We start from the raw sequence: 25847 nt of genomic DNA, 5'->3' as shown, positions 1-25847 counted from the left end.
GGCGCGCCCTCATGGGCGCGAGCCGGGAATCCATTCAATCTACTCACTCTGCGGCCCAATGGATTTCGGGTTCGCGCTTCGCGCGCCCCGGAATGACAAGCTAGTCGCTCGTCGCGTCCTTCAGTACCTTCTGCAAGGTGTCGCCCTGCATCCGCGTGATGTCGTCCTGGTATTTGAGCAGCGCGCCCAGCGTGTCGCCGACCACTTGCGGGGTCAGCGAGCGGGCGTCGAGCTCCGACAGCGCGGTGGCCCAATCGATGGTCTCGGCGACGCCCGGCGACTTGTAGAAATCCTGATTGCGCAGTGCCTGGACGAAGCGCACGACCTGCTGCGACAATTTTGCGGAGATGCCGGGCACGCGCGACTTGACGATCGCGAGCTCGCGGTCGGCGTCGGGATAATCGACCCAGTGGTAGAGACAACGCCGCTTCAGCGCGTCGTGGATCTCGCGGGTGCGGTTGGAGGTGATGATGACGATCGGCGGGCTCGGCGCCTTCACGGTGCCGAATTCGGGGATCGTCACCTGGAAGTCGCTGAGGATTTCGAGCAGATAGGCCTCGAACGCCTCGTCGGCGCGGTCGAGCTCGTCGATCAGCAGCACCGGCGGCCCGGCGACGTCAGGCTCGAGCGCCTGGAGCAGCGGTCGCTTGATCATGTAGCGATCGGCGAAAATGTCGGACGACAATTGATCGCGATCGGTATCTCCGGCGGCCTCGGCCATCCGGATCGCGATCATCTGCGCGGCGCTATTCCACTCGTAGACCGCCGAGGAGACGTCGAGGCCTTCGTAACACTGCAGGCGGATTAGCTTCCGCCCCAGGGCCGCCGACAGCACTTTTGCGATCTCGGTCTTGCCGACGCCGGCCTCACCTTCGAGAAACAGCGGCCGGCCCATGCGCAGCGACAGATAGGTCACCGTGGCCAGCGATCGCTCGGCGAGATAGCCGCGCGACGTCAGGAGTTCGAGCATCGAATCGACCGATGCCGGCAATGCACCGGACGTATTGGCCGCTGAGGTCATGAAAAAGCCAGTCTCGCTACGCCCTCACCGGGGACAAGTTTGGGCCGAGGCGTGAGGATCACTCACTCCTTGGCGTTGGCGGCGTCGAGGGCACGCCGCGTCAGCACACCGATGAGGTGCGCGCGGTATTCGGCACTGCCATGGATGTCGCTGTTGAGGCCGTCCGCCGGCACCTCGATGCCGTCAAGCGCTTTCGCGGCGAAGCGCTTCTTCAGGGCTTCCTCGAACGCGGTGACACGGAACACGCCTTCGGAGCCGGCGCCGGTGACCGCGACCCGCACGTCGGAGGGACGCCGCGCCACGAATACGCCGACCAGCGCGTAACGCGAGGCCTGGTTGCGGAATTTGATATAGGCCGCCTTCTTCGGCAGCGGGAACATCACCTTGGTGATGATCTCGTCGGCTTCGAGCGCCGTCGTGAACAGGCCCTGGAAAAACTCCTCCGCCTTGAGGCGGCGCTTGTTCGTGACGATGGTGGCGCCGAGCGCGAGCACCGCAGCCGGATAGTCGGCCGTCGGGTCGTTGTTGGCGAGCGAGCCGCCGATCGTGCCCTTGTGACGCACGGCGGGATCGCCGATCTGGCTGGCAAGGTTCGCGAGCGCCGGGATCGCCTCGCCGACGATGGCCGAGCTTGCGACCTCGGCATGCCTGGCGGTGGCACCGATCACGAGCGCGCGGCCCTTCATCTCGATCGTGTTGAGCCCATCGATATGGGAGAGGTCGACCAGATGCGGCGGGCTGGCGAGGCGCTGCTTCATGACGGGAATCAGCGTGTGGCCGCCGGCGATCACCTTGGCGTCTTCGTTCTTGACCAGAATGTTGGCGGCCTGCCGAACGGTCCCGGGACGATGATATTTGAAGTCGTACATCTGAATGTCCTGATCGCAGAGTGCGCGCGAGGTTTACGCGAGATCGGATTTCGCCATCGCCTTGGCGCCGGCGGAGATCGAGGTGACGATGTTCTGGTAGCCGGTGCACCGGCAGAGATTGCCTTCCAGCTCCTCGCGGATGGTGTGGTCGTCGAGCTCGTTGCCCTTCCGATGGACGATGTCGATCGCGGTCATGATCATGCCGGGCGTGCAGAAGCCGCACTGCAGGCCATGGTGTTCGCGGAAGGCCTCCTGCATCGGATGCAGCGGCCCGCCGTCGGCGGCCAACCCCTCGATCGTCTTGACCTCGTGGCCATCGGCCATGACGGCGAGCGTGGTGCAGGACTTCACGGCCTTGCCGTCCAGATGCACGACGCAGGCGCCGCATTGCGAGGTGTCGCAGCCGACATGGGTGCCGGTGAGCCGCAGATTCTCGCGCAGGAACTGCACCAGCAGGGTGCGGGGATCGACATTGGCCGTAACAGGATTGCCGTTCACGATGAGGGAGATTTTTGCCATAAGCACTCTCTATCAGCGCCCCGACGGGTCCCGTCGAAGCGGTTCTTATAATTATTCCAACCCATCATATGGGCCATTATGCCCCGGGGCAACATCACCGGGAATGCAAGGCGCCATGCCGAAAGGCGATAGCGTTCAGCCCTGTACCGCCTTGGCGAAGTTCGCGAAAAATTCGTCGGCCAGTTTCTTGGCGGCGCCGTTGATCAGGCGCTGGCCGAGCTGCGCCAACTTGCCGCCGATCTGTGCCTCGACCTCGTAGGACAAAAGCGTGCCGCCGTCCTTCTCCGCAAGCTTGACCACGGCGCCACCCTTGGCGAAGCCGGCCACCCCGCCCTCGCCTTCGCCGGAGATCTTGTAGCCGTTCGGCGGGTCGAGATCGGACAGCGTGACCTTGCCCTTGAAGCGCGCCGACACCGGACCGACCTTCATTTTCGCCGTCGCACGAAAGCCGCCATCGTCGGTCTTCTCCAGCTCCTCGCAGCCGGGGATGCAGGCCTTCAGCACCTCGGCGTCGTTGAGCTTGGCCCACACGGCCTCGCGCGGCGCCGCAAGCTGGACTTCGCCGTTCATCGTCATGGCCATTGGGTGCCTCCCGGATACCGAACTTGGATCGTGCAACTTTAATGCTGCTCAAGTACCGCACGGAGGCGGCAAAAGAAAGGGTGGCCTCCGGTCACGGGCAATGCATATTCGCAACTGCAAAAAGCTTGCGCCGCCGGTTTGGGATTGGCACAGGCGGGCCATGGTGGTTAGGTCCCGCATAATATGAGCACATCCCTCTCCCCCCTGCTCGCGCCGATGCTGTCGAGCGTGGCCATGCGCGCGGTCTGCGACGACCGGTCGACCCTCCAGAACATGCTCGATTTCGAGGCAGCCCTGGCCCGAGCCGAGGCCGCCACCGGTGTGATTCCCGCGTCCGCGGTGGGCCCGATCGAAGCCGCATGCAAGGCCGATACCTTTGACATGGCTGCGCTGGCCGAGGCCGCGACGCGATCCGGCAATCTCGCGATCCCCCTGGTCAAGACGCTGACCGCCAATGTCGGCAGGGCCGACGCAGAGGCCGCCCGCTACGTGCATTGGGGCGCGACCAGCCAGGACGTCATCGACACCGCGACCATGCTCACGCTTCGCGCCGGCATCGATGCGTTGGACGCCGATCTCAGCCGCGCCATCAAGGGCTTTGCCGCACTGGCGCGCAATCATCGCAACACGGCGATGGTGGCGCGGACCTGGCTTCAGCACGCGCTGCCGATGCCGTTCGGCCTGAAGGCTGCCGAATACGCCGCAAGCCTCGCCCGCGCCCGCTGCCGCTTGAGGCGGCTCTCCCGCGAGGGCCTCGCACTGCAATTCGGCGGCGCGGCCGGCACGCTTGCAGCACTCGGCGACAAGGGGCTCGTGGTCTCCGAACGGCTGGCGCGGGAGCTGAACCTGCTGCTGCCCGAAGCGCCCTGGCACACCCATCGCGACCGCATCGCGGAAGCCGCATCGAGCTTTGCGATTCTCGCCGGCAGCTGCGGCAAGATCGCGCGCGACGTCTCGCTGCTGATGCAGACCGATGTCGGCGAAGCGTTCGAGCCTGCCGGCGAAGGCCGCGGCGGCTCCTCGACCATGCCGCACAAGCGCAACCCGGTCGCGGCCGCAAGTGCGCTGGGCTGCGCGACCATGGCGCCTCAGCTCGCAGCGACGATTTTTGCCGCACAGGTGCAGGACCACGAACGCAGCGCCGGTCCCTGGCACGCGGAATGGCCGACGCTGCCGCAATTAATGCTGGTCACCTCCGGCGCACTTGCCGCCATCGTCGACATCGCCGAGGGTCTCGATGTCGATGCCGCGCGCATGCGCAGCAATCTCGATGCGACGCACGGGCTGATCATGGCGGAAGCGGTCACCTTTGCGCTGGCCGACAAGATCGGCAAGAGCGATGCGCATCATCTGATCGAGGCCGCGAGCAAGCGCGCGGTCGCCGAGAAGAAGCATCTGCGCGAGGTGCTCGCAGCCGATTCGCAGGTCACTGGGTATCTTTCGCAGGAAAAAATTGCGGCGTTGTTCGAGCCGATGGCCTATCAAGGCGCTTCCCAAGCCCTGATCGACCGCCTGCTCGACAGCCTCGAACGCGAATAGAGCAGCCTTGAGCGGACATAAAACGGAGACGCCAGCATGCCCATGATCGATGCCGACGGTTGCCTGATCAACGTCTCCGTCGAGGGCCGCGACGGCGGGCCGACGCTGATGCTGTCGAACTCGCTCGGCTGCACGCTGCAGATGTGGGAGCCGCAGATGAAGGCGCTGACGCAGATATTCCGCGTCATCCGCTACGACCGCCGCGGCCACGGCAAGTCCAACGTTCCGCCCGGCCCCTATACGATGGAGCGCTTCGGCCGCGACGTGCTCGCGATCCTCGACGACCTCAATATCGAGAAAGTGCACTGGTGCGGCCTGTCGATGGGCGGCATGGTCGGGCAATGGCTGGGCGCGAACGCGCCGGAGCGCTTCGGCAAGCTCATCCTCGCCAACACCTCCTGCTACTATGCCGAGCCGACCAAATGGCTCGAGCGCATCGATGCCGTGAAGAAGGGCGGCATCGCCGCCGTCGCCGATGCCGTTATTGCCGGCTGGCTCACCCAGGATTTCCGCGAGCGCGCACCCGACATCAGCGCCAGGATGAAGACGATGCTGCTGGCCTCGCCGGTCGAAGGCTATCTCGCCTGCTGCGAAGCGCTGTCGACGCTCGACCAGCGCGCGCTGCTGCCGAAGATCAAAAGCCCGACGCTGGTGATCGCCGGCCGCCACGACATGGCGACGCCGATTTCGGCGGGTGAATTGATCCGCTCAAACATTCCCGGCGCAAGCATGACCATCATCGACGCCGCCCATATTTCCAATGTCGAGCAGCCGCACGCGTTCACCGACGCAGTGGTGGGCTTCTTGACGCAGCGTTAGTCGCAACCGTCATTGCGAGCGCAGCGAAGCAATCCAGAAAATGCCTCCGCGGTGACAGACTGGCAGTGACGAAGGAGGAGAACAGCATGGACGACCAGAAACGCCGCGATGCCGGCATGAACGTGCGCCGAAAAGTGCTGGGCAATGCCTGGGTCGACAAGTCGATCGCGGGCCGCAATGCATTCAACACCGATTTCCAGGACATGATCACACGCTACGCCTGGGGCGAGATCTGGACGCGGCCGCATTTCGACGAGCGCACGCGGCGGGTGCTGGTGATCGGCACCATGGTTGCGCTCGGCCAATGGGACGAATTCCGCCTGCATGTGCGCGCAGCCCTCGCCGAGGGCGGATTCACGCCCGACGACATCAAGGAAATCCTGCTGCAGCAGGCGATTTATTGCGGCGTGCCGGCGGCGAACCACGCCGTCAAGGAAGCCTCAGCGATTGTGCAGGAGCTCGGCCTGCTCAAGACCTAGCGGCGGGGTGGCCTCGACGGTCCTCTGAACGATCTTGGGCGCCGCCGCGGGCCGTTCGATCACCACCACGATGGCGGCACCGAGCAGGAGCAGGAGCTCGGTGGCGTGCAGCCGCAGCGCGGCCATCTCGCCGACCTTCGAGGCCATGATCATGCTCGCAAACGAGATCAGGCTGCCGATCGCAAGCGCAATGCCGAGCGCTTCGTCGCTGCCGCCGTTCTTGCGGATGCGGGGGATGCAGAGCAGCGCAAGGTAGATCGCAAAGAACGCCACCACCGTCAGTCGCCCCAGTGCCAGCAGCCAGGCGGCGCGCACCGTGTCCATCCCCGCCATCTGGAGATGGTCGCTGAGGAAAAGCGCCACTGCGACGCTCGGCCGCTCATAGAGGCCGTGCACCGGCGCCACCATGATGTTGAAGGCAACGAGGGTCCAGGCCGGGATGAAATAGGCCGCCAGAAGTGCGCCGTTGACCGAACCGATCCGCCAGTTTCCGAACATGCCGCTTCCCGCTTCGTTTGGCCCGCGCCTTCGATGGAAGGCTTTGCCGGGAGCTAACTCGCATCAGACTGTGGCGGCAATTTAAACCCTTTGTTTACCTTAACTGCCTCCCGCCAGGCATCCAATTAGGCGCCGGCGGCGCCGGTTCCGGCCATTGCGGGGAACCGGAGCGCCCAAATGATCTCTGTAAAAGCCTTGATGCGGAGGCAGGGCCGGTTGCAGCCGCCAGTTCCCTCCTGTTACAAAACGAGAATGTTTAAGGGCTGCCGGGGCCCGAGAAGAAACCAGCACTCTCTCTCGAAGAGCTCCCTTTGAGCCGCGTCAGATTTGGGTACGGCAGCCTATGGATTATTTCGCCCAGCAGCTCATCAACGGCCTCGTGCTCGGCTCGATCTACGGGCTGATCGCGATCGGCTACACGATGGTCTACGGCATCGTCGGCATGATCAACTTCGCCCATGGCGATGTCTTCATGATCGGCGGCTTCATCGCGCTGATCACCTTCCTTCTCCTGGTCTCGACCGGCCTGACTGCGGTCCCGGTGATCCTTTTGATCGTGATCCTGGTCTCGATGGCGGTCACCGCCCTGTATGGCTGGACCATCGAGCGCATCGCCTACCGTCCGCTGCGCCACTCCTTCCGCCTGGCGCCGATGCTGTCGGCGATCGGCATGTCGTTCGTGCTGACCAACTATTCGCAGGTGGCGCAAGGCGCACGGGTGAAGCCAGTGCCGCCAGTGATCACCGGCGGATATACGCTGCACGAGAGCGCCGATGGATTCGTCATCCAGCTCTCCAACATCCAGATCGTGGTGGTCATCACCACCATCGTGCTGCTGGCGATCTTCACCTGGCTGGTGTCGCGCACCCGGCTCGGGCGCGACATGCGCGCCTGCGAGCAGGACCAGACCATGGCGGCGCTGCTGGGCGTCAACGTCGACCGCACCATCTCCATGACCTTCGTGATCGGCGCTGCGCTCGCCGCGGTGGCCGGCCTGATGTACCTGCTCTATTACGGCCTGGTCGATTTCTTCATGGGCTTCGTCGCCGGCATCAAGGCGTTTACCGCGGCCGTACTCGGCGGCATCGGCTCGCTGCCCGGCGCCATGCTCGGGGGGCTCGCGATCGGGCTGATCGAGACGTTCTGGTCGGCTTATTTCTCGGTCGAGTACAAGGACGTCGCCGCGTTCTCGATCCTGATCGTCGTGCTGATCTTCATGCCGACCGGCCTGCTCGGCCGCCCCGAAGTCGAAAAAGTCTGACGGTCGCGCGCGTGAAAACTCCTTCGAGCAATACGGCCAAAGCTGCATCGGGCATCCCCGCTCTCCTGAAGACCGCCTGCGTCAACGCACTGATCGCGCTGGTGCTGTTCTCGCTGATGGTCGGCGTCCGCACCGAAGCCGGTTCCGACGGCCAGCTCACCTATTGGACGCGCTTCGGCGAGGTCGCCTCCCTCGTCGCCGCGGTATTCGGCGGCTCGATCGTGCTCGAGCTGCTCAAGCAATGGATCGGTCCGACCGGCGCTGAGAAGCTGGTGCCGCCCGCGGTGCAGAGCGGAATGTCGTTCCTCGGCCGCTATCTCGCACCGGCGCTCCTGATCTTCACGCTGCTGGTGCCCGTGATCTTCTATGACCAGCGGTACATCCTCGACCTCGCAATCCTCGTGCTCACCTATGTCATGCTGGGTTGGGGATTGAATGTCGTGGTTGGCCTCGCCGGCCTGCTCGATCTCGGCTACGTCGCCTTCTATGCGGTGGGCGCCTATTCCTACGCGCTGCTTGCGACCAATTTCGGCTGGTCATTCTGGATCTGCCTGCCGCTCGCCGGCGTCCTCGCCGCATTCTGGGGCGTGCTGCTCGGCTTTCCCGTGCTGCGCCTGCGCGGCGACTACCTCGCCATCGTGACGCTCGCCTTCGGCGAGATCATCCGCCTCGTCATCATCAATTGGCAGGATCTGACCGGCGGCCCCAACGGTGTCTCCAGCATTCCCCGCCCCTCCTTCTTCGGCATCCCGCTCGACAACAGCGACAACGGGCTCGCCGCCAGGCTCGGCATCGAATATTCGCCGACCCACCGCATCGTCTTCCTGTTCTACCTGATCCTGGCGCTCGCGCTGCTCACCAACTGGGTGACGATCCGGCTGCGCCGCCTGCCGATCGGCCGCGCCTGGGAAGCTTTGCGCGAGGATGAAGTCGCCTGCCGCGCGCTCGGTATCAACACCACGACGACCAAGCTCACGGCATTCGCGACCGGTGCGATGTTCGGCGGCTTTGCCGGCGCGTTCTTCGCGACTCGCCAGGGCTTCATCAGCCCGGAATCCTTCACCTTCCAGGAATCGGCGCTGGTGCTCGCCATCGTCGTGCTCGGCGGCATGGGCTCGCAGCTTGGGGTTGCGCTCTCCGCGCTCGCCATGATCGGCGGTTTCGAGCTGTTCCGCAGCCTCGAGAGCTATCGCATGCTGGTGTTCGGCATGGCCATGGTGCTGATCATGATCTGGCGGCCGCGCGGCCTGATCGGCCATCGCGCGCCGACCGTGTATCTGACCAAGGCCCACGCGATCTCATCCGACCTCGTCAAGGAGGGACACGGATGAGCCGCGACCAGATTCTCGAGGTCGACCGGCTCACCATGCGCTTCGGCGGCATCGTCGCGGTGCAGGACTTGTCGTTTGCTGCCGAGCGGAACAAGATCACCGCGCTGATCGGACCCAACGGCGCCGGTAAGACGACGGTGTTCAACTGCATCACCGGGTTCTACAAGCCGAGCGGCGGCGCCATCCGCCTCAACCATGACGACGGCAAGGTGATCGCGCTGGAGCGGCTGAACGATTTCCGCATCGCCAAGCAGGCCAAGGTCGCCCGCACCTTCCAGAACATCCGCCTGTTTCCCGGCATGACCGCGCTGGAAAACCTGATGGTGGCGCAGCACAACGCGCTGATGCGCGCCTCCGGCTTCACCTTGCTCGGGCTCATTGGCGCGCCTGTCTACCGCGAGGCCGAGAAGCGCGCGATCGATCTCGCCACCGATTGGCTCAAGCGGGTCAATTTGCTCGATCGCGCCGACGATGCCGCCGGTAATTTTGCCTATGGCGACCAGCGACGGCTCGAGATCGCACGTGCGATGTGCACCGAGCCCGCGCTCTTGTGCCTGGACGAACCCGCAGCCGGCCTCAACGCGCGCGAGAGTGCCGCCCTGAGCGAGCTGCTGCTGTCGATCCGCAACGAGCTCGGCACCTCGATCCTGCTGATCGAGCACGACATGTCTGTGGTGATGGAGATCTCCGACCACATCGTTGTGATGGACCACGGTGTGAAGATCTCGGAAGGCTCCCCGCGCGAGGTTCGCGACGACCCAAAGGTGATCGCCGCCTATCTCGGCACCGATGAGGAAGAGGCGGCGGCCGTGATGGAGGGCGGGTCGTGACGTCGCCCACTGCCTTGCTCGCGATCCGCGGCCTTCGCGCCGCCTACGGCAAGATCGAGGCGCTGAAGGGCGTCGACCTCGAGATCACTGCCGGCGAGATCGTGGCGCTGATCGGCGCCAACGGTGCCGGCAAGTCGACGCTGATGATGACGATCTTCGGCAAGCCGCGCGCCCGCGCCGGCCAGATCCTGTACGAAGGCCGTGACATCACCGAAGTGCCCACCCACGAGATTGCGCATTTGCGCATCGCGCAATCGCCGGAAGGCCGCCGCATCTTCCCGCGCATGAGCGTGGCGGAAAATCTCCAGATGGGGGCGGACGCCACCGAGTGCACTGACGCCGAACGCGAGGCGACGCTACAACGCGTGTTCACGCTGTTTCCGCGGCTGAAGGAACGCTACGCGCAGCGTGGCGGAACCCTGTCCGGCGGCGAGCAGCAGATGCTGGCCATCGGCCGCGCCTTGATGAGCCGTCCTCGCCTGCTCCTGCTCGACGAGCCCTCGCTCGGTCTGGCGCCGCTGATCGCGCGCCAGATTTTCGATGCGATCCGCACCCTGAACCGCCAGGACGGCCTGACCGTGCTGATTGTCGAGCAGAACGCCAACCATGCGCTCAAGCTCGCCCATCGCGGCTATGTCATGGTCAATGGCCTGATCACGCTGGCCGGGACCGGCGCTGAGTTGTTGCAGCGCCCTGAGATTCGCGCCGCCTACCTGGAAGGCGGCCGGCACGGTTGAGGCCGCCCAGGCGAACCCGCGCTGCCGAATGTGGCGAGATATCTCTGCCCATGCCCGTATTTTGCCGGTGACTTCTCCTCGAATTCATTCAAGAATAGCGCCGGTTTGAACCGGGCATGCCCGGTAACTCCCACAGGCGACCACCCTCGAGGTATCTCATGAAATCACTGAAGCTCATCGGTCTGGCATTCGGCGCGTCGATCGCGCTGTCGAGCGCGGCATTCGCGCAGGATGTCACCGTCGCAGTCGCAGGTCCGATGACCGGCGGCGAGTCCGCTTTCGGCCGCCAGATGAAGAACGGCGCCGAGATGGCCGTAGCCGACATCAACGCCGCCGGCGGCCTCAACGGCAAGAAGCTCGCGCTGTCCGTCGAGGACGACGCTTGCGATCCGAAGCAGGCGCGCTCGATCGCCGAGAAGATCGCCGGCGCGAAGATCCCCTTCGTGGCCGGGCATTATTGCTCGTCGTCGTCGATCCCCGCGTCGGAAGCCTATGCCGACGGCAACGTGCTCCAGATTACTCCCGCCTCCACCAATCCGAAGTTCACCGATAGCGGACTGTGGAACGTGGCGCGCGTCTGCGGCCGCGACGACCAGCAGGGCCTGGTCGCCGCCCAGTACATCGCCAAGAACTACAAGGGCAAGAATATCGCCATCCTCAACGACAAGACCACCTACGGCAAGGGTCTTGCGGACGAGACCAAGAAGGCGCTCAACAAGGCCGGCGTCACCGAGAAGATGTACGAGTCCTACAACAAGGGCGACAAGGACTTCAACGCGATCGTCTCGCGGCTGAAGCGCGACAACATCGATCTCGTCTATGTCGGGGGCTACCATCAGGAGAGCGGCCTGATCCTGCGCCAGATGCGCGACCAAGGCCTCAAGACCGTGCTGATGGCCGGCGACGCGCTCGCCGACAAGGAATATGCCTCCATCACCGGCCCTGCCGGCGAAGGCACGCTGTTCACCTTCGGCCCCGATCCGCGCAATAAGCCGACCGCGAAGAAGATCGTCGAGGCCTTCAAGGCCAAGAACATCGACCCCGAGGGCTACACGCTCTACACCTACGCGGCGATGCAGGTCTGGTCGCAGGCGGCCAAGAAGGCCGGCACCACCGATGCCAAGAAGGTCATGGCGGCCATCAAGGCCGGCAAGTGGGACACCGTGATCGGGCCGATCGAGTATGACGCCAAGGGCGACATCAAGCAGCTCGACTACGTCGTCTACAAATGGGACGCCAAGGGCGGCTACGCCGCGATCAGCGGCAACGGCACCTAAGCACGCTTGCCGGGGGCCTGAACGCCTCATTCAATCATCATAGCGCCCCGGCTTGCCCCGGGGCGTTTCTTCCTGCGTCAGAATCAGACGGCTGCAGGCAGCGCGCCGTCCGCCGCAGCTTGGGCGTTCCTTAGTGCCTGAAGAAGATCGTTCGGCCGAAACGGCTTTTGCAGGCAGACCACGTTGGCGAGGTGGGGCGATTGTTCCATGAAGTCCAGTGCCATCATCCCCGACACCGCAACGACCGGGAGACTCGGTGCAAGCTCGCGCAGCGTCGTGATGACCTCGACGCCGCTGGTATCGCCAAGGAAAATGTCCACGATTGCCGCGTCGAAGCAGGTCTCGGTGAAGGCTTTCACCCCGGCTGCGCCGCTATCGGCCTCAACGACGTCGTAACGGTTGACGCGCAGCACGATCGCGACCATCGCACGGACGTCCTTCTGGTCGTCGATGATGAGAACGCGGGGCATAGGGAACAACTCCCGGATCCTGATTCAAAATGCCTGATTCAAACCTGGAACCCGTAGCAGCGGGAGAGCATTATGGCACCGTCCAGTAAAGCGCATCTTACCCGATCCCCCGTGCGCGTTCCCCATAAAATTAAGTAAACTGTAACCTTCGGTTGAGTCGCGGTGGGTTTTGTCATGATGCGTGCCCAGAACCCGCTACCATGGACCAAAATTGATTGGGCCAAATGAGATTGGCGAAGATGCTCAAGACCGATCTGCGAGAGCTTCACGTGTCCGCGCCGACCGATCGGAGCACATTCCTTTCGACGTTGCCGGCCACCCCGAAAGACCGCACCGCAGCATTGGCGATCGTGGGCGTCTCGTCGATCCTGTTCGCAATGGCCGTGCCCTTCGCAGGTATCCCGCTGCTGCCCGTGCCAGCCTTCGTCGCGAGCTATCAATCCGCCCTTGTGGTCGCGGACATCGTCACCGCGGTCCTGCTGTTGTCGCAGTTTGCGGTGCTCAGGACCCGCGCGCTGCTCGTGCTGGCGACGGGCTATCTGTTCACCGCTGCCGCGGCCGTGGTCCATGCCCTCACCTTCCCCGGACTTTTTTCGCCGACCGGGCTGCTGGGAGCCAACCAGCAGACCACGGTCTGGCTCTACATGATCTGGCACGGTGGCTTCCCGCTCTGCGTGCTGGCCTATGCCTGGCTGAAGGAGGCCGACGGCGGCGCCCGGATCGCGGGCTCGGCAAGCAAGGCGATCTACGCCAGCGTGGTCGGCGTCGCCGCGGTCATGGTCGTCTTGACCTGGATCGTCACTGCCCAGCACGACCTGCTTCCGGTCCTGCTGCGCGACGGCCGTTACACGCAGATCATGATCGGCGTGGTGGCCTTTGTCTGGTCCTTGAGCTTTGCCGCGCTGGTCTCGCTGTGGTTCCGCCGTCCGCATTCGGTCATCGACGTCTGGCTCATGGTGGTGATGTGCGCGTGGCTGTTCGACATCGCGCTGTCGGCGATCGTCAACGTCGCGCGCTTCGATCTCGGCTTCTACGCCGGCCGCGTCTACGGCCTCTGCGCGGCGACCTTCGTGCTCGCAGTGCTTTTGATCGAAAATGTCCGCCTCCAGGCGCACACGCTGGGGCTCGTCGGCAGGTTGCGCCAGCAGTCAGCATTGGATCGCGACTACTATGGCAAGCGCCTTGCGCTGTACGGGGCCGTCGTCGAATCCGCCAATGATGCCATCATTACGAAGACCCTCGACGGTGTCATCACGGGCTGGAACAAGGCCGCCGAACATCTGTTCGGCTATGCCGCCGCGGAGGCCATCGGCCAATCGATCGACATCATCGTGCCGGAGGACCGCAAGGCGGAGGTCAGGGGTATCCTGAACAGGGTCGGCGGCAATGAAACGATCGCCCAGCATGAAACGGTCCGGATCCGAAAGGACGGCCGGCCGCTCGACGTCGTTCTCAATGTTTCTCCGCTCAAATCAGCCAACGGACAGATCATCGGCGCTTCCAAGATCGCCCACGACATCACGGAAGAGAAGCAGGCACGAGAAAAACTGCGCCGCGAGGTCGAGGAGCGGCAGCGGATCTTCGAGACTTCGCAGGACCTGATCCTGGTCACCGACGGTTTTGGCAATTTCATCCAGGTCAGCCCCAGCGTGAAGACCATTCTGGGCTTGAGTCCGGACGACATGATCGGGCACAGCGCCACCGAGTTCATTCATCCCGATGACCTCCAGAAGACGCGCGACGAGATGCGCGCGGCGCGGCGTGGCGCGGTCAAGCGCAGCTTCGAGGCGCGCTACTACCACTACGATGGTCACGAGGTCACGCTGAACTGGATGGGCACCTGGTCCGATCCGGTCAAGCGCCATTTCTTCATCGGTCGCGACCTCACCGAGAAGCAGGCCGCCGAGGCGCAGTTCAGGCACGTCCAGAAGATGGATTCCATCGGTCAATTGACCGGCGGTGTCGCGCACGACTTCAACAATGTGCTGACCGTCATCACCGGCACGATCGGCATCCTGGCGGACGCGGTCGCTGACCGTCCCGAGCTCGCTGCCATCACCAAGCTGATCGATGACGCCGCCGAACGCGGCGCGCAACTGACCAAGCATCTGCTCGCCTTCGCCCGCAAGCAGCCGCTCCAACCGCGCGAAATCGACGTCAACGCATTGACGCTCGAGGCCGCAAAGCTCCTGCATCCCACGCTCGGCGAGCAGATCACCATCATGCCGCAACTCACCGAGGATGCGTGGCCGGCACTGATCGACCCGGGCCAGCTTTCCACCGCGATCCTCAATCTCGCGCTGAACGCGCGAGATGCCATGCCCAACGGCGGCACGCTGGTGCTGGAGACCCGCAACATCTTTCTTGACGACGGCTATGCCAGCATGAATCCCGACGTGGTGGCTGGCAATTACGTCATGATCGCCGTCAGCGACACCGGCTCCGGAATCCCGCCGGAATTGATGGACCGGGTGTTCGACCCCTTCTTCACCACCAAGGAGGTCGGCAAGGGCACCGGCCTCGGGCTCAGCATGGTGTTCGGCTTCGTCAAGCAGTCCGGCGGACACATCAAGATCTACAGCGAGGAAGGCCACGGCACGAGCGTGAAGATCTACCTGCCGCGCTCGAGCGGCGTGCAGGAAACCGAATTCGAGGCGCTCCAGAACGCGCCCGTCACCGGCGGCCACGAAAAAATCCTGATCGTCGAGGACGACGCGCTGGTGCGCCAATATGTCGTGACCCAGATCAAGAGCCTCGGCTATGTCGCCCTCGAAGCCGGCAACGCGGCCGAGGCCCTCGTCATTATCGACGCCGACAAGAACATCGACCTGCTGTTCACGGACGTCATAATGCCGGGCAACATGAACGGACGCCAGCTCGCCGACGAGGCGGCTCGCCGCCGCCCCGACTTGAAGACGCTGTTCACCTCGGGCTACACCGAGAACGCCATCGTCCATCACGGACGGCTCGATTCCGGCGTGCTGCTGCTGGCAAAGCCCTACCGCAAGTCCGAGCTCGCCAAGATGCTGAGGACCGCGCTCGCGGGTTGAGCCTGCGGCATCCCTGCGATATCGCTGAAGCGGACGCCTTTCAGCCTGCGGAGCCGCCTTGAAAAACCTTCTCACCGATATCGCCGGCGTCCGTGTCGGCCATGCCGAGGATGTGAAAATCGCCACTGGCACGACTGCGATCATCTTCGACGCCCCCGCGGTCGCGGCCATCGATGTTCGCGGCGGCGGCCCCGGCACGCGCGAAGACGCGTTGCTCGACCTCGCCAGCACCGTCGATCGCGTTGACGCCATTGCGCTGTCCGGCGGCTCAGCCTTTGGAATCGACGCCGGCGGCGGCATCCAGGCCTGGCTCGCCGAACAAGGCCGCGGCTTGCGGATTCGCGAGGCGGTGATTCCGATCGTCCCGGGCGCGATCGTTTTCGACCTGCTCAACGGTGGCGACAAGGCCTGGGGACGCTTCGCGCCCTATCGCGATCTCGGCTACGCCGCAGCGTTGGCCGCCAGCGACGATTTCGCGCTGGGCAGCGTCGGCGCCGGCCTCGGTGCCACCACCGCAACCTTCAAGGGCGGACTGGGGTCGGCCTCCGCGGTCCTGGCCAATGGCATCAAGGTCGCTGCGATCATCGTCGTCAACGCGGTCGGCAGCACAATCGTTGGCGAGGGGCCTTGGTTCTGGGCTGCGCCGTTCGAGGAGAACGGCGAGTTCGGCGGGCGCGGCCTGCCGTCCGCGTTCACGCCGGACATGCTGGCGATGCGTATCAAGGGCGGGCCCGCCGCGAACGCGCGTGAGAACACCACGATCGGCCTCGTCGTCACCGATGCCACGCTGACCAAGGCCCAGGCCAAGCGGCTTGCGATGATCGCGCATACCGGGTTCGCCCGTGCGATTTATCCGGTGCATGCCCCAACCGATGGCGACGTGCTGTTCGCCGCCGCAACGGGCGAGAAGCCGATCGAGCCGCTGGTCGGCCTCACCGAACTGGGAACCGTCGCCGCCAACGTGGTCGCACGCGCGATCGCTCGCGGCGTCTACAATGCGACGGCCCTGCCGTTTGCCGGCGCGCTGCCGGCGTGGAAGGATCGGTTCGGCTAGAAACGAAACGGCTGACACGGCGTTACCCTGACGGGCCAAGGTGCACCGCCATGCCGTCTTCCGTGATCCGGTTTTTCCGTTATGCGCCCGAGACTCGCGAGCTGAAAGTGACTTTCGTCAGCGGACGCCTCTATGTCTACGAGGACGTTCCGCCCGAGGTCGCCGCGGCGTTCAGGAATGCGGGCTCAAAGGGTACATTCTTCAACCGCGAAATCCGCGACCGTTATGTCTACCGTGACATCACTCGCGAATATGCAGGCTAGCCCTGAGCAAGGTTACACGCTCATCGACATGGATGAACCGACAGCCGCTGAGGCGCCTTGTCCCTGCCCGCCCTGCCGCTGCATCAACTGCGCGAACAGATCGTACGCCGAATTACGGGGGCTGGAGGCGCCCGGGACCGTCGTCGACATCTTGAAGCCGTCGGCGTAGGTGACGGTGGTGGTGGTCGAGCCGTCGGCGCCGGTCGTCGAGGTCGAGGTCGAACCGCCGCTGGAGCGCGAGGAGGAATCCGAACCGCCGCCGGACGCATCGCCCGCACCTTGCGCGTGATGGTGGCCGCGATGGCCGCTCTTCAGTGCCTTCGACATCTCATCGAGGCTGACGCTGCCGTCGGTATTCGAATCCAGCTTCGAGAAAACGTCGTCGGCCTGCGCGAGGTTGGTGCCGCCGGCGCCGAGCGCATTCTCGAATTCCGACTTGGTGATCTTGCCGTCGCCGTCGCCATCGATCTGCGAGAACAGGTCCTTCAGGGCGGCGTCGCGGCGCGTCGAGGACGAGGATGTCGAACTGGACGAGGTCGAGCTCGCTGCGCTGCTCGTACTGTCCGAGGATTGGCTCTGCGCGGCGAACAGCGCGTTCATCGTTTCCGGCGAGATCTGCGGGGTCTTGCCCGCATGGACCGACGAGGTCGCGCCGGTCGTGCTGTTGCTGCCACTGTCGATCGCGAACGGATTGGTCGCAGGCTTTTGCGAGGACCCCGTCTTCTGCGTCGAAGAGGACGATTTCGAATTCGTCAGCGACTGGATCGCGTCGAGCGCGCTCGATACGGCCCCAAGAGCGAACAACATTGCACAACTCCAACCGATGCGGCATGCCGCGGCCAATGTTCTGTTCAGGTGAAGTCAGCAAGCGCCGTGCCAGCGCAAAAAGCTCAATGAAATCCGCTTTCACCGCGCTTTGCACGGCCCGGGAACACCGGCAATTCATGCCGGTCGCGGCAGAAATTTCCGCCCACAGGAAGCACGCCGCCCCTGCATTGCCCGGCTGAGAGGCCCATGTTAGGCGAGTCCATCTTTCACGGCCGCCACGGGAAACCGCCATGACCCAAGCCTTCGCTCCCCGCCCCCTGGCAATCGCGCCCTCGATCCTGGCCTCGGATTTCTCCAGGCTCGGCGAGGAGGTGCGCGCCGTGGACGCCGCCGGAGCCGACTGGATCCATCTCGACGTCATGGACGGGCACTTCGTTCCCAACATCTCGTATGGCCCCGACGTCATCAAGGCGATGCGCCCGCACACCAAGAAGATCTTCGACGCGCATCTGATGATCTCGCCCTGCGACCCCTACCTGGAGGCCTTTGCGAAAGCCGGCTGCGACCACATCACCGTGCATGCCGAGGCCGGTCCCCATCTGCACCGCTCGCTTCAGGCGATCCGCGCGCTCGGCAAGAAGGCCGGCGTTTCGCTCAATCCGGGCACGCCGATCAGCGCGCTCGAATACGTTCTGGACCTGGTCGACCTCGTGCTGGTGATGTCGGTCAATCCCGGCTTCGGCGGCCAAGCCTTCATCCCCTCCGCGATCGGCAAGATCCGCGACATCCGCGCGATGACGGCGGGCCGTCCGATCGACATCGAAGTCGACGGCGGCGTCGGCTCCGACGTCGCAGGTCCCCTGGCCGCAGCCGGGGCCAACGCCTTCGTCGCCGGCACGTCCGTGTTCAGGGGCGGCACGCAGGACGCCTACAAGACCAACATCGCGGCGATCCGCAACGCCGCCGCGGGCGCGCGTGGCGAGGCGATCTGAGGGCCCGCTCGGCTCCGCAGACGTGCGGCTTCTACGGGTGTTGCGGCGCGCAATGCCTGAATTTGCAACCTTGATCCGTACTCCTCCGGGCTTCCCTGATTCGCGCAAATCACCGCTAGTGATTCTTGCCTGTTTCGCGGGAGCACATCATGACGACGACCCTGGTTTGGACTGGCGTGGCGTTGTGGCTTGGTTTTTGTGCGTTTGTTGTGTTTGGTCCATCAGCCGGACCGGTGAAGGTCTCGGTACGCTCGGCCCGCATCGCCCGTCGCGACTGGTATCGGGCCTGACCCCATGCAGATCGCGCTCGTAAAGCGTCAGCCGAAGCGCCGGTGCCGCATCCCGCGGCGCCCGCATCCTGACCTCGATTTTTTCTTCGGTCGGCTCGAACGCACCGAAGGCGAGATGCGCGACGACACCGGGCCCGACATGGACCTGGATCATCCGCTCCGGTCACCGCGCCGGCATTGAATTCTTTTCTGGACCAAGCTCATGAAGCCGCATTGCCCGAACTGCCTGAAAGAAATGACCAAGGCGTCCGCGTCGCGTAACCTGTTCAACTGCGAGCCCTGCCGCGAGATCATCCAGTTCTTCGGCGGTAGCGCGGATCACGGCGAGCCCGGCCCGCAATTCTCCTGGCCGATCCGCCGCAAGCGCTCCGTCCACACCGCTCACGCGGCCTGAATCTCCAGGATCCAGAGCGCCGCCCTATCCGGCCTCTTCGCCCACATCCGCAGCCATTCGCGGCGGCCGTACCACGGTAACGGTGCAGGCCGCTTCCGAGGCCACCTTGGCCGAGACGCTGCCGAGCAGCGTGCGCCTGAACGAGCCCTGCCGCGCGCCGATGATGACGTGGTCGACGTGGTTCACCTCGCAAAACTCCAGGATGGCCGCCGCGGGATCGACGGCTTCCAGCACGTGAGCCGACAGCCGGCTCTCATCGAGCTTGAGCGGAGTGGCCCAGTGCCTGAGCGCCACCAACCGGTCGATATGCTTGTTGGAGCCCTGCTCATCCAGCGTCCTGTCAATCGCGATGCGGTTGAGCTTCAGCACGTTGAGACATGCGAGCCGCGCCGACGGCAGCGTGGCGAGAATGCGTTCCGTCGTCATGCGCAGAGCCTCGTTCAACTCCGGCTCGCCTTCCGCCGTATCGAGCGCGACCGCAACGATCGGGCTTGATGCGAGCTGGGCTGCGACATCCGATTTCGCGCGGGGCGCCATGACACCCTGGTTGAACCGGCGGCGCCAGGCGACGCTGAGCGGATCGCGCTTCATTCGCTCCGAGCGCATCGTGAGCCTGATCTGGTCCGGATGGGTCAGATCGAAGGCGAGCTGCGACGCCGTCGGATAGCGCCGCACCGGCTCGATCTCGAGGCACCGCAGCACCACCTCCTGGAGCCAGGGTGGATAGTCGGCGCGCAAGCCGCGCGGCGGGTGCGGATCGCGCCACAACCGGCGCCGCATCGCACGCAGCGTCTCGCCCTCGCCGAACGGCCGCTCGCCGGTCGTGAAGAAATAGAGCAGCACGCCAAGCGAGAACAAATCGCTGCGCGGATCGTCGCGCACCCCTGACAGCCGTTCAGGCGCCATGTAGGGCGCGGTGCCGTAAGGCAGGCGGAATTCCTCCTGCAACAGGTCCGGCAGGTGGTTGTGATGCGACAGGCCATAGTCGATCAGCACCGCCTCGCCGCTCTCGCGGAACATGATGCTGCTCGGCTTGATGTCGTGATGGATCACGTTCTGCCGGTGCAAATCCGCCAGCCCCGTCGTGATCCTGGCGACGAGTTGCCGCGCCTCGTCATACGGCAGCGGCAGGTCGGGCAGCCGCTTGTAGAGCGTTGTCCCGGTGATGCGCTCGATTACGACATAGGCTTGGTGGGCAAAATCGCCGGTGCCGAAGCTTGAGGGCACGTGCGGCCCGGCCAGCCGCGGCAGGATCATCATTTCCATTTCGAAGGAGACGATCGCCGCGGGATCCTCGCCCTCCGACACCCGCGGAATCTTCATCAGCAGCGGCACCTCGATGCCGGGATGGGTGACCGTCCACAGCGTCGCCATGCCGCCGGCATGGACGCATTCGCCAATGGTGTAGCCGTCGATCTCTGCGCCTGATTTGACGAGGGGTTTCGGCATCGCCTCTAGCGCCCCTGCGACAATCGGTCGGCGAGCCAGTGCGGCAGGCCGTTCTCACGGATCCGGTTCGCGGCCGTCTCGACATCGTAGGGCGCGCGGCAATAGGTGATCAGGCACGTGACCGTATCGAACAGCACGAAAGCCGCGGATGGATCGCCATCGCGGGGCTGGCCGACCGAGCCGAGCACCGCTAGCCATTGCCGCCCGCGCAGCAGCGGTACGGAGACGTCGGTCTTGGGCACGAGTCCCGACATCTTCGCCGTCACCGACATCGAATAGATCGCCGGGCGGTGGATGTGGCCGCAGAACGTGACATGAGCGGGCGTCGCGATCAGGCTTTTGGCGGCGTCCACCGTCGATCGGACATAGTGCCAGCTCAGGGGGCTGGAGGCTTCCGAATGCACGAACAGACGATCGCTGTCCTCCACCAGCATCGGCAATTCCGCCAGGAACCGCCGCTGCGCGGTGTCGAGCCGGCCGCGGGTCCATTCGATCGCGATTTGCGCCTCGGCATTCATGGTCTCGGCCGAGGAATTCACCGCCTGGTCATGATTGCCGCGCACAGCGACGGCGCCCTGGGCGACCAGCTCCATCGCGGTATCCACTACCCATTCCGGGTCGGCGCCATAGCCCACGAAGTCGCCAAGCAGGATGAACCGCTCGGCGCCACGCGCCCGCGCGACTTTCAGGCACGCCTCGAACGCCTGCCGGTTGCCGTGGATATCCGAGAAGACAGCGAGAAGCACGCACCCTCCACCCTCGAACCTTATTGGGAGCCGATAAGGCCAAATTGAGGGAGGTCAAGAACATGCGCCAGCGGCGCGCGGTTTGCCAGCGCTGCCCTGTCGCGATGGTGAAGAGCCTATTGCTCGTCCTTCGGCGGCATCCGGGGCGGCGGAATCGGGGTGAACACGGCGCCCTGCGCGCCGGCCGGTGGCGCCAGGAATTCGCCGGTCGAGGAATCGCCTCCGCTCGTCTCCAGGATCGTCTTGGGCGTCACATATTCCCTGACCATGTCGATGAGGCTGCCATCGCCGCCGCCGAAATCGGCAGCCCGGCCGCCTTGCGGATGTCCCAGCGCGATCTCGTTCTCCGCCGCATGGGTCTTGTCGGCCAGCCTGTCATTGTAGGGCACACGAAAGGCGCGCGGTATGCCGCTTGGGCGATTGTCCTCGTCGAGCTGCTCGACCCAGAGATAGATCGAGCCGGGATCGCCTTCCAGCGAATGCGGCTCGACGATGCGGGCCTTCAACAGCTTGAAGGAGGCCGGCAGCCGGTCGGCGCTGGCCCAGCCGAGCAGCCCGCGCATTTCCGTGAAGCTGACGACATAGAAGGCGCTGGTCACGACCACCGCAACGGCCTTGATCGACCAGTGCAGCCGCGCATAGACCAACACGACCAGCAGCAGCGCGCCGATGACGGCGTAAGCTATCGATAGCGTGAGGATGACCGTCTGCAGGCTAGTCACGGCGCACCCTCACAGCGTTCTTGCTCACGCCAGTGCTCGGGTCGAGATCGGCGCCGTTGCGCCAGCCGCTGCGAAACGTCTCCAGCAGCGATTTCGGCCGCTGATCCACATTGACGACCTTGCCCTCGGCATCGAGCCGGAACCGCACCGCGGTCTTCTCGTCGCCGGTGTGATCGACCGTGAACTTGTTGTCGAAGACCACTTGCGCCGTGGGATTGAGCTTCTGCACCTTCACATTGGCTGTGACGGGTTCGCCGGTCGTGGCCACGAAATGTGAGACATTGACGGTGTATTCGCCGGGAACGATGCCCCGCACCGTGACGATCTCCTCGCGGATCGGCGAGGCAATCTTCTTGCCGTTGACCACGATGAAATCGTTGGCTCCGCCGCGGTCGTCGCGGTCGAGCGTGAGGAAACCGGCCTCGCGGTGGCGATACCAGGCGATGTTGCCCACGGGATCCTGCACGAACAGGTCGAGATCGTCGGGATGGCTGTCGGGCCAGTCCAGCGTGATCATGAACTCGGCCTTGGAATCGATCTTGCCGTCCTTGGCGTCCGGTGAGACCGCGAGCAGCGCGAGGAAGAACAGGAAAGCGATCACCTGGAGTGCCTTGAACAGCATCACGCCCAAGGGATCGAACGGCTCCTCGCGCGGATAGAGACCGAAATCATCCATCATGTCGCGATTCCAGCGCCCTTGAGTCCAGAACTCTTGATTCCAGAACCCTTGCGCTCCAGCACCGGCGTCACATAGGTCTCAGTCAGCACCACCGCATCCGAGAACACCTTCTGGGTCGCGGCGTCCAGCATGTAGTACTGGATGCGGACCAGGATCGAACCGACCAGGCCCGCCAGCGTCGTGTACATCGCGACCGCCATGCCGTCGCTCATCAGCCCCATCGAGGACCGCATCGCGACCTTGTCGGCAGCATCCAGCCCCGCGATTGGCGCCAGCATGATGATGAAACCGACGATGGTGCCGAGCAGGCCGAGCTTCATCAGCGTATCCGAGACGAAGGCCCCGAAGCCGTTGGAGCCGCGCAGCCGGTCGGCAAGCGTCCGCAGCAATAGGGTCTGGTCGACCGGGCGGTAGTCCTGCGCCGCGGCCTTGGTCACGAGGCTCTCGATGTGATCACGCACCAGCCCGCGCGGCAGCGCAGCCGCGCCGGCGTCGAGCGCCCTCCCGCCCTCGGGCGCCGCGAGCACCGCGCGGCAGCGCCGGGCCGCCGCGCCCTCACGGGCGATGCCCCGCGTGCGCAAGAAGCAATGACCGCAGGTGAGGACATAGAGCAGCGCGATCACGCTGGAAATGTAGGTCCGGTCCGAGGTCAGCATCAGGCGGATCAGGCCAAACCGCCACAGCAGGACGACGGCGAAGATCGAAAGCCCGGTGAAGATCATCCAGAACAGGAGCGCGCTGCGCTCGGATGGGTCGGCAGCAGGCCCCGCGATCGGCCCAATCGTCATCGAACTCATGCTGCACTGCTCCTGGCCGTGAATTCCGCCCATTAGATCAAAGCCGCCGCGCCCGGTCCAAAGAGCCATGCCCAATCCGGCTTGGGAAATTTGCCCGAGCTGCCATCTTGCCGTGCCTCGCAATTGGCAAGGCGCGGCGGCGTTGTTAGGCTGACCTTACCAAATTTTGGGGTGATCGCATGCGCCTTGTGCTTCAGCTTGTCGCCCGTCTGCTTCTCATCGTCGCGCTTTGCCTCGGGGCGGCGACCATCTGGGCCACGTTCGACGCCTATCGCAGCGTCGACCGGGCGACTGCGGCCTCGGCGCAGCGGGTCGCCCAAGCGCTGCAAGCCCTGTACTGGCGCGAATTCTTGTTGCGTAGCAGCAGAACACGCGAGCAGCTTCTGCCGGTTCCGGAGTGGCGCACGCTGGAGACGATGAAGCTGATCTCACCCGGCGTCTGCGTCGAATTCCAACCGGCCATCGCATTCGAAAAGCCGCTCTGCGGCCAGAGCGAGGGGCTCGGCAAGGCGCCGCCGCGCTGGTTTGCATCGATTGTGCCGACCTTCCTCGGCAGCCATGCCGAAGCGATACGGCCCGTCAGTCCCCGCGCGGCGACCGCCGGAACGGTGGTCGCGACGCCGGATGAAACGGCCGCCATCTCGCTCGCCTGGGAATACATCCTCAACGTGATCGACGTCGCGCTCTTGATGGCGGCGGCGATCGCGCTCCTGGCTTCGCTCGCGATCGCGCATGCGCTGGCGCCGGCGCGCACGATCGTGATCGCCTTGCAGCGCATGGCCCGCGGTCAGTATCGCACGAAACTGCCGCGCTTCCGCTCGATGGAGCTGGCGATGATCGGCAGCGCCGTCGGCGAGCTCGGCGGCCGGTTGGAGGAAGCGACCGAGCAACGCGCGGCGCTGACGCGGCGCCTGATCGAGATCCGTGATGACGAACGCCGCGCGCTCGCACGCGAGCTGCACGACGAGTTCGGACAAAATCTCTCGGCCATCCTCGCCTTCGCCAACACCATCGAGACGGCGAGCACGAAGGCAGACAAGCACAACGATATCGTGCAGGACGCGCGGATGATCTCGCAGGCCACGCATCATCTGATGGCCTCGCTACGCGACGCGCTGAAGCGCCTGCGCAATCCCCTCCCCGCCGAGCTTGGACTGGAGGCGAGCCTCGTGAATTTGGTGGATAGCTGGCGCTCGCAGAGCGCGGCGCGACCGACGATCCAGCTCGATCTCCGGGGCGACTTCACCGACATCAGCGGCCCGGCTGCCACCACCGCCTATCGCGTCGCGCAGGAATGCCTGACCAACGCGTTGCGCCACGGCGTGGCACGCGAGATTTCGCTCAGCGTCGAGCGGCGAGCGGGCGACGACGATGCGTTGCTGATCCGCGTCGAAGACGATGGCGGCGGCGACGCAGCACGCGTAAAGCAGTCGGCCGGCTTTGGCCTCACGGGCATCCGCGAGCGCGTCGCAGCGGCCGGCGGCTCATTCTCGATCCTGCCCGCCCGAGGCGGACTCAGCGTCGCCGCCACCATCCCGCTCGCCGCGTGAGGCCGGCATGAACGAGATTACGCCAACAGGCATCTCCGTGCTGCTGGTCGACGACCATCCGATCGTGCGGCAAGGCTATCGGCGCGTGCTGGAAAGCCAGGGCGATCTGCATGTCGTGGCGGAAGCCGACAACGCTGCGGATGCCTACAGCGCCTTCAAGGCGCGCGATCCCGACGTGGTCTTGCTGGATATCTCGATGCCCGGCGCGAGCGGGCTCGAGGCGATCCGCAACATCCGCGCGCGCAGCCCGCGGGCCCGGATCCTCGTCTTCACCATGCACAACGAGGCCGTGCTGGTGAAGGCAGCCTTCAGTGCCGGCGCCAGCGGCTTCGTCACCAAGAGCAGCGAGCCGTCCGCGGTCGTGTCCGCGATCCGCAGCGTTGCGCGCGGCGAACGCGCCATGAGCGACGACATCGCGCATATCCTGGCCGAGGACAGCCTGTCGACGGGGTCTGCGCTGGATCAACTGGGCGAACGCGAGATCGAGATCCTGCGCCAGTTCGCCGGCGGCGCCACGACCGAACAGATCGCCGCGCATCTCAATCTCAGCGTCAAGACGGTGCAGAACTATCACTATCTGATCAAGACCAAGACCGGAGCGCGTACGGATGCGCAGCTCGTGCGGTTGGCGGCCAATTGTGGGCTGACCAGAATCTAAAGCCTGACGCGAGCGCTTGCTGCGACCAGAATCTGGTTCCGACTGGCCATCCCAACGAAGGTCTCCAAATCTCTCCTAGATTGTGCTAGGCTTCACCACAGGCACGGCATTCAGCACCAAGCCGCCGGCGGATGTGTGTCCGGCTCCGATCTTTCGTCGAGAGCCAGTTTGGACGGCTCTCGAGGCCGCCCTCGTTCCCGTTG

General features: G+C 64.7%; 29 protein-coding genes. 17 read left to right on the top strand and 12 right to left on the bottom strand.

All coding sequences use genetic code 11. The annotated features are described in order from the left end of the window. Positions 1 to 100: 100 nt before the first annotated feature. The 4 genes from N551_RS0115590 to N551_RS0115575 all read right to left on the bottom strand — a co-directional run bounded on the left by N551_RS0115590 (position 101) and on the right by N551_RS0115575 (position 2991). Complete coding sequence (locus N551_RS0115590; RefSeq protein WP_027567712.1) at positions 101 to 1021, bottom strand: MoxR family ATPase; 921 nt, start codon at positions 1019 to 1021, stop codon at positions 101 to 103. Positions 1022 to 1083: 62 nt separating this feature from the next. After that, complete coding sequence (locus N551_RS0115585) at positions 1084 to 1890, bottom strand: xanthine dehydrogenase family protein subunit M (protein WP_027567711.1); 807 nt, start codon at positions 1888 to 1890, stop codon at positions 1084 to 1086. Positions 1891 to 1923: 33 nt separating this feature from the next. Continuing rightward, the gene (locus tag N551_RS0115580) at positions 1924 to 2409 is read right to left on the bottom strand and encodes a (2Fe-2S)-binding protein (RefSeq protein ID WP_027567710.1); all 486 of its coding nucleotides are present in this window, start codon (positions 2407 to 2409) and stop codon (positions 1924 to 1926) included. A gap of 135 nt (positions 2410 to 2544) precedes the next feature. Beyond that, positions 2545 to 2991, bottom strand: a complete 447-nt coding sequence (locus N551_RS0115575) for a carbon monoxide dehydrogenase subunit G (RefSeq protein WP_018455582.1) — start codon at positions 2989 to 2991, stop codon at positions 2545 to 2547. A gap of 183 nt (positions 2992 to 3174) precedes the next feature. Between N551_RS0115575 and N551_RS37975 the strand changes: the two genes are divergently transcribed. The 3 genes from N551_RS37975 to N551_RS0115560 all read left to right on the top strand — a co-directional run bounded on the left by N551_RS37975 (position 3175) and on the right by N551_RS0115560 (position 5828). Next, positions 3175 to 4530 carry a 3-carboxy-cis,cis-muconate cycloisomerase gene (locus tag N551_RS37975; RefSeq protein WP_027567709.1) on the top strand — a complete coding sequence of 452 codons (1356 nt, stop codon included), beginning with the start codon at positions 3175 to 3177 and terminating at the stop codon, positions 4528 to 4530. 36 nt (positions 4531 to 4566) lie between these two features. Beyond that, a complete protein-coding gene (gene pcaD, locus N551_RS37970; RefSeq protein ID WP_027567708.1) occupies positions 4567 to 5349 on the top strand; it encodes a 3-oxoadipate enol-lactonase in 783 nt (260 codons plus the stop codon). A gap of 86 nt (positions 5350 to 5435) precedes the next feature. Then, entirely contained in the window at positions 5436 to 5828 is a 393-nt protein-coding gene (locus N551_RS0115560; protein ID WP_027567707.1) for a carboxymuconolactone decarboxylase family protein, read from the top strand. On the opposite strand, the gene N551_RS0115555 is transcribed toward N551_RS0115560, so the two are convergent. After that, positions 5790 to 6326 carry a hypothetical protein gene (locus N551_RS0115555; protein WP_027567706.1) on the bottom strand — a complete coding sequence of 179 codons (537 nt, stop codon included), beginning with the start codon at positions 6324 to 6326 and terminating at the stop codon, positions 5790 to 5792. The two genes, N551_RS0115560 and N551_RS0115555, sit on opposite strands and share 39 nt — an antisense overlap. Positions 6327 to 6669: 343 nt before the next feature. Between N551_RS0115555 and N551_RS0115550 the strand changes: the two genes are divergently transcribed. From N551_RS0115550 to N551_RS0115530, 5 genes are all read left to right on the top strand, one after another. After that, the gene (locus N551_RS0115550; protein ID WP_007602412.1) at positions 6670 to 7587 is read left to right on the top strand and encodes a branched-chain amino acid ABC transporter permease; all 918 of its coding nucleotides are present in this window, start codon (positions 6670 to 6672) and stop codon (positions 7585 to 7587) included. Positions 7588 to 7598: 11 nt separating this feature from the next. Continuing rightward, positions 7599 to 8918: a high-affinity branched-chain amino acid ABC transporter permease LivM gene (gene livM, locus N551_RS0115545; protein WP_027567705.1), complete on the top strand. Its 1320-nt coding sequence runs from the start codon at positions 7599 to 7601 to the stop codon at positions 8916 to 8918. Then, positions 8915 to 9748 carry an ABC transporter ATP-binding protein gene (locus N551_RS0115540; RefSeq protein ID WP_027567704.1) on the top strand — a complete coding sequence of 278 codons (834 nt, stop codon included), beginning with the start codon at positions 8915 to 8917 and terminating at the stop codon, positions 9746 to 9748. Before livM ends, N551_RS0115540 begins: the two co-directional genes overlap by 4 nt. After that, the gene (locus N551_RS0115535; protein ID WP_027518807.1) at positions 9745 to 10485 is read left to right on the top strand and encodes an ABC transporter ATP-binding protein; all 741 of its coding nucleotides are present in this window, start codon (positions 9745 to 9747) and stop codon (positions 10483 to 10485) included. The genes N551_RS0115540 and N551_RS0115535 overlap by 4 nt, the downstream gene beginning before the upstream one ends. Positions 10486 to 10643: 158 nt before the next feature. Beyond that, positions 10644 to 11762, top strand: a complete 1119-nt coding sequence (locus N551_RS0115530) for a branched-chain amino acid ABC transporter substrate-binding protein (protein WP_007602405.1) — start codon at positions 10644 to 10646, stop codon at positions 11760 to 11762. An 83-nt stretch (positions 11763 to 11845) separates the two neighbouring features. On the opposite strand, the gene N551_RS0115525 is transcribed toward N551_RS0115530, so the two are convergent. Beyond that, positions 11846 to 12232 (bottom strand): response regulator, encoded by a 387-nt coding sequence (locus N551_RS0115525; RefSeq protein WP_027567703.1) that lies wholly within the window; start codon positions 12230 to 12232, stop codon positions 11846 to 11848. Positions 12233 to 12456: 224 nt separating this feature from the next. Between N551_RS0115525 and N551_RS0115520 the strand changes: the two genes are divergently transcribed. The 3 genes from N551_RS0115520 to N551_RS0115510 are packed head-to-tail and all read left to right on the top strand — an operon-like array spanning position 12457 to position 16599. Further along, entirely contained in the window at positions 12457 to 15282 is a 2826-nt protein-coding gene (locus N551_RS0115520) for a PAS domain S-box protein (protein ID WP_155809720.1), read from the top strand. A 58-nt stretch (positions 15283 to 15340) separates the two neighbouring features. Continuing rightward, positions 15341 to 16336: a P1 family peptidase gene (locus N551_RS0115515; RefSeq protein ID WP_027567701.1), complete on the top strand. Its 996-nt coding sequence runs from the start codon at positions 15341 to 15343 to the stop codon at positions 16334 to 16336. A gap of 50 nt (positions 16337 to 16386) precedes the next feature. Continuing rightward, positions 16387 to 16599 (top strand): KTSC domain-containing protein, encoded by a 213-nt coding sequence (locus tag N551_RS0115510; protein ID WP_027567700.1) that lies wholly within the window; start codon positions 16387 to 16389, stop codon positions 16597 to 16599. Between the two features lie 12 nt (positions 16600 to 16611). Here N551_RS0115510 and N551_RS0115505 read toward each other — a convergent pair whose 3' ends face one another. Further along, positions 16612 to 17406 (bottom strand): EF-hand domain-containing protein, encoded by a 795-nt coding sequence (locus tag N551_RS0115505; RefSeq protein ID WP_027567699.1) that lies wholly within the window; start codon positions 17404 to 17406, stop codon positions 16612 to 16614. 251 nt (positions 17407 to 17657) lie between these two features. On the opposite strand from N551_RS0115505, the gene rpe reads away from it, so the two are divergent. The 4 genes from rpe (at position 17658) to N551_RS0115490 (ending at position 19043) form a co-directional block, all read left to right on the top strand. Beyond that, positions 17658 to 18359 (top strand): ribulose-phosphate 3-epimerase, encoded by a 702-nt coding sequence (gene rpe / locus N551_RS0115500; RefSeq protein WP_027567698.1) that lies wholly within the window; start codon positions 17658 to 17660, stop codon positions 18357 to 18359. 149 nt (positions 18360 to 18508) lie between these two features. Next, positions 18509 to 18649, top strand: a complete 141-nt coding sequence (locus N551_RS38805) for a hypothetical protein (protein ID WP_162847284.1) — start codon at positions 18509 to 18511, stop codon at positions 18647 to 18649. 4 nt (positions 18650 to 18653) lie between these two features. Continuing rightward, positions 18654 to 18830 carry a hypothetical protein gene (locus N551_RS38800; RefSeq protein ID WP_197031140.1) on the top strand — a complete coding sequence of 59 codons (177 nt, stop codon included), beginning with the start codon at positions 18654 to 18656 and terminating at the stop codon, positions 18828 to 18830. A 21-nt stretch (positions 18831 to 18851) separates the two neighbouring features. Continuing rightward, positions 18852 to 19043: a hypothetical protein gene (locus tag N551_RS0115490; RefSeq protein ID WP_007602380.1), complete on the top strand. Its 192-nt coding sequence runs from the start codon at positions 18852 to 18854 to the stop codon at positions 19041 to 19043. Between the two features lie 24 nt (positions 19044 to 19067). On the opposite strand, the gene N551_RS0115485 is transcribed toward N551_RS0115490, so the two are convergent. From N551_RS0115485 to N551_RS0115465, 5 genes are all read right to left on the bottom strand, one after another. Beyond that, a complete protein-coding gene (locus N551_RS0115485; RefSeq protein WP_027567697.1) occupies positions 19068 to 20492 on the bottom strand; it encodes a bifunctional serine/threonine-protein kinase/universal stress protein in 1425 nt (474 codons plus the stop codon). A gap of 5 nt (positions 20493 to 20497) precedes the next feature. Continuing rightward, positions 20498 to 21238, bottom strand: a complete 741-nt coding sequence (locus tag N551_RS0115480; protein WP_027567696.1) for a metallophosphoesterase — start codon at positions 21236 to 21238, stop codon at positions 20498 to 20500. A 116-nt stretch (positions 21239 to 21354) separates the two neighbouring features. After that, positions 21355 to 21960 (bottom strand): hypothetical protein, encoded by a 606-nt coding sequence (locus N551_RS0115475; protein ID WP_027567695.1) that lies wholly within the window; start codon positions 21958 to 21960, stop codon positions 21355 to 21357. Beyond that, positions 21953 to 22639: a hypothetical protein gene (locus N551_RS0115470; RefSeq protein WP_027567694.1), complete on the bottom strand. Its 687-nt coding sequence runs from the start codon at positions 22637 to 22639 to the stop codon at positions 21953 to 21955. Before N551_RS0115470 ends, N551_RS0115475 begins: the two co-directional genes overlap by 8 nt. Continuing rightward, positions 22636 to 23436 (bottom strand): MotA/TolQ/ExbB proton channel family protein, encoded by an 801-nt coding sequence (locus N551_RS0115465; RefSeq protein ID WP_027567693.1) that lies wholly within the window; start codon positions 23434 to 23436, stop codon positions 22636 to 22638. Before N551_RS0115465 ends, N551_RS0115470 begins: the two co-directional genes overlap by 4 nt. A gap of 179 nt (positions 23437 to 23615) precedes the next feature. Here N551_RS0115465 and N551_RS0115460 point away from each other — a divergent pair, with 179 nt between their 5' ends. Continuing rightward, a complete protein-coding gene (locus N551_RS0115460; protein WP_027567692.1) occupies positions 23616 to 24986 on the top strand; it encodes a sensor histidine kinase in 1371 nt (456 codons plus the stop codon). Positions 24987 to 24993: 7 nt separating this feature from the next. Beyond that, on the top strand, positions 24994 to 25644 hold the full coding sequence (locus tag N551_RS0115455) for a response regulator transcription factor (RefSeq protein ID WP_027567691.1): 651 nt from the start codon (positions 24994 to 24996) through the stop codon (positions 25642 to 25644). The last annotated feature ends 203 nt before the right edge of the window (positions 25645 to 25847 follow it).

This window comes from Bradyrhizobium sp. URHA0013, from assembly GCF_000518345.1.
In the GTDB taxonomy this organism is placed as follows: domain Bacteria; phylum Pseudomonadota; class Alphaproteobacteria; order Rhizobiales; family Xanthobacteraceae; genus Bradyrhizobium.
The sequence above is the reverse complement of the archived record's forward strand: the minus strand, read 5'-3'. Positions and strand labels throughout refer to the sequence as shown.